A 2,836-nucleotide genomic window follows, 5' to 3' on the forward strand; every position below is an offset into this window, starting at 1 on the left:
CGGGTAACCGGCGCGCATGAAGATGACGCGATCCCCTGCTCTGTCGAAGCCCACGACGTGTACCACAACGCCCCGCCAATCCTTGTAGTACCGGTCCAGCTTCTGTGTTTTGTCAGACATGAAGTCACCTCGGCAGCGCGATCAGCGAAATGCTTTTCCCACCAGTCAGCGAATGAGCTATTGCAGATGAGTTGGCCACCGCTGATCACAACCTCGCTCGAGAGAAACTGATCAGCGCCAGCAATCTGACTTTTGTTTTTATCAGCCATATCAGCCTTCCCTTTTCTGCTGTGATTTCATGCCTGCACGGCGGCACACATTCCAGTAACGCTCAACCACGGAGCGGCTCTTTAGGCTGTGGTTGTTCGGTTTGCCGGGCTCACGTACTATTCGGACATACACGAACGGGCACGCTGCGATGCATTTGAATTGCACTGTTGGTCGAACGCGGTTTACACTGTTCATGCGTTAATTACTCCACACGTTTAGTTAATGCACTCGACGCCCGAGGCTGCACACTTCGGGCGTCACCCTCTCCAAAAAGCAATTCAGTCACTACCATGATCTCCGCAACCAAACTCTGAACCCGATAGCCCTTAATTCTCATGCGCTTGCTTTCGTCACGATCCAGCACACCATCAGCTGTGAATTCGTTGTGCGCCTTGGCGAACTGACCGAGCGCAGTCAGCAAATCATTAAATTTGATCAGCAGCTCTTCATTGCCCATTTCCTCGATGTCAGGAAATTTGACGAAGGTGCCGCCGTTGTTCCGGCACATAGCCTCGGTAATGTCAGAACGTCCTGAAATTTGTTCCATCATTATCGCCATGCCAAATGGCACCATCTGGCCGCCAATCTGACGAACGCGGTTACTCAGAGCGTTATGGGTGCCGTCATGCGCCAGCTGTTGAGACATCGCGCCATACCCACCAGGGAACGATGTGATCAGCTTGTGCATTGCTGCTGTTATGTCGTCTGGAGCAGGAAAGTTTTTATTGTCCACAAGGTATTACCTCTTTTTGTGGTTTCTATCAGGCCGTTTGAGAAGTAGTATTCCCGTAGATATCAGGCCGTAATTGACCCTTGGTAACAGCGCCAGCAGTTTCTTCTTCAAGGCGTTGAGCAAGCGAAAAACCTGCTTTTTTGTAACCGTTGAAAACGAGCCTTAGATAACCACTGCTGCTGCCGACTTTTTTAGCCAAAGCGTTTTGCTCTGGTTTTGTTAAAGCATCCCAATAGTTTTTAATCATATGTACCTCCGAGATACATTATGCACTATTTAAATGAACCCGCAAGATACTTGTACCTATCGGGTACGCGAAGTTTAATGAGTGTATGAAGACAAGCGATGAAATCCGGCGGGATAACGCCAGGAAGCTCAGAGATAGTGCCGGAGGAAATTCGTCCTTTGCTGGCCTAATCGAACGAGAACCAACTCAAGTCAGCCGAGTGATCGGAAAGAATCCTACGAAAAAAATCGGGGATGATTTGGCACGTCACATTGAAAAGTGCTTTGATTTACCCGATGGCTGGTTAGATAAGGAACATCAGGCCACCAATATAACTTCAGCTCCGGATGTCACGGACACCGAACTCACCATCCAGATGGTGCCTGTAATTTCGTGGGTGCAGGCTGGGGCTTGGACTGAAATTGGTTATTCAGAGGTAGATTTGAGTTTATCCGAAACATATCCCTGCCCGGTCCCTTGCGGGCCGATGACCTACATCCTTCGAGTCATTGGCGATTCAATGATCGATGAGTATCGTCCAGGCGATATGATTTTCGTTGATCCTGAAGTTGCACCGGTACACGGCGATGATGTGGTTGCGCTCCTTCTCGACTCTGGCGAGACAACTTTCAAAAGACTCGTAGAAGATGCTGGGAATAAATATCTTAAAGCCTTGAATAAGGGCTGGCCTGATCAGTACATCAAAATAGGCGGCAATTGTTCAATAATTGGCACAGTTGTTTTCTCAGGAAAACCAAGGCGTTATAGAGCTTAATAAAATTATTATCACGAAACCTGCTTCGGCAGGTTTTTTTTCGCCTTGACAATGTACCCCATAGATACATAATGTATCCACAAGGAACAAGCACGACGGGAAGAACACTGGGGGTTGAGGGACTCACTTACCATCAACCCAATATGACCACAGTCCCAGTGTTCTTCCCGTTGTGATGTGTACAAGCGTACTGCACCGCAGGCGGGAGGAAGACTGGAAATCGGCTGGGCGTCCACCATAACGCCAAAACCAAAACCGAGCGGCCAGAAATAAGCAGGGGTAGCGCCCTGGTGTCACAACAGTACCCACATGAGAGCGCGTAGTTTTCTGTTGATTCTGGGGATGCAGATAGCAGTCATAGAATCATCCCAGTTCGTAAGACGCTTGCTTTGGTAATAGCGTTAACCCGAACCACGTTGGCTGGGAGGTCAGCACACAACAGGTAAGAGCATTGATTGGAACGCGCATAGAAGCTTTGTTGTCTGCGCCAGTGGCTGGGGGTGAATCCAGCACAAACCGCGCGGCGGCCAGATCGGCGCCAGGTTACGCAGTGCTCTTTCCGTTGTGGCAAGTATCAGGTGATGGCCGGGCCTATCCCGCCCGGTTGCGGTTTCGACTACCGCCGCCCGACCAGATCGACGTGGAACTCGATAATTGCTGTGTGTAGTTGCTTCGGCGGTGGCATGACTCTTCAACCATTCAACATCAGGGGGAGCGAAGATAATGTTCTGATCATGTCCACCGCCAATTTTTTCGCAGACATAGACAAGGGCCGCTGGCACCCACCCAGCACGCCCTGTGCATTACCGGCCGCCCTTGTCTATGTGTGTGA

The 2,836-nt window shown here is 50.1% G+C and carries 4 protein-coding genes; 1 reads left to right on the plus strand and 3 read right to left on the minus strand.

The annotated features are described in order from the left end of the window. The 3 genes from J8X26_RS25630 to J8X26_RS25640 all read right to left on the minus strand — a co-directional run. On the minus strand, positions 1–120 hold a 120-nt coding region (locus J8X26_RS25630), incomplete at its 3' end, for a DUF4222 domain-containing protein (RefSeq protein ID WP_208952391.1). A gap of 352 nt (positions 121–472) precedes the next feature. Next, entirely contained in the window at positions 473–1,003 is a 531-nt protein-coding gene (locus J8X26_RS25635) for a YmfL family putative regulatory protein (protein ID WP_208952389.1), read from the minus strand. Positions 1,004–1,031: 28 nt separating this feature from the next. After that, positions 1,032–1,247, minus strand: coding sequence for a YdaS family helix-turn-helix protein (locus J8X26_RS25640; protein WP_208952392.1), 216 nt, complete (start codon positions 1,245–1,247; stop codon positions 1,032–1,034). Between the two features lie 88 nt (positions 1,248–1,335). On the opposite strand from J8X26_RS25640, the gene J8X26_RS25645 reads away from it, so the two are divergent. Further along, on the plus strand, positions 1,336–2,004 hold the full coding sequence (locus J8X26_RS25645; protein ID WP_208952390.1) for a LexA family transcriptional regulator: 669 nt from the start codon (positions 1,336–1,338) through the stop codon (positions 2,002–2,004). Positions 2,005–2,836: the final 832 nt, after the last annotated feature.

The sequence above is a fragment of the Rahnella sp. ChDrAdgB13 genome, from assembly GCF_017655185.1.
Classification (GTDB): Bacteria; Pseudomonadota; Gammaproteobacteria; order Enterobacterales; family Enterobacteriaceae; genus Rahnella; species Rahnella contaminans.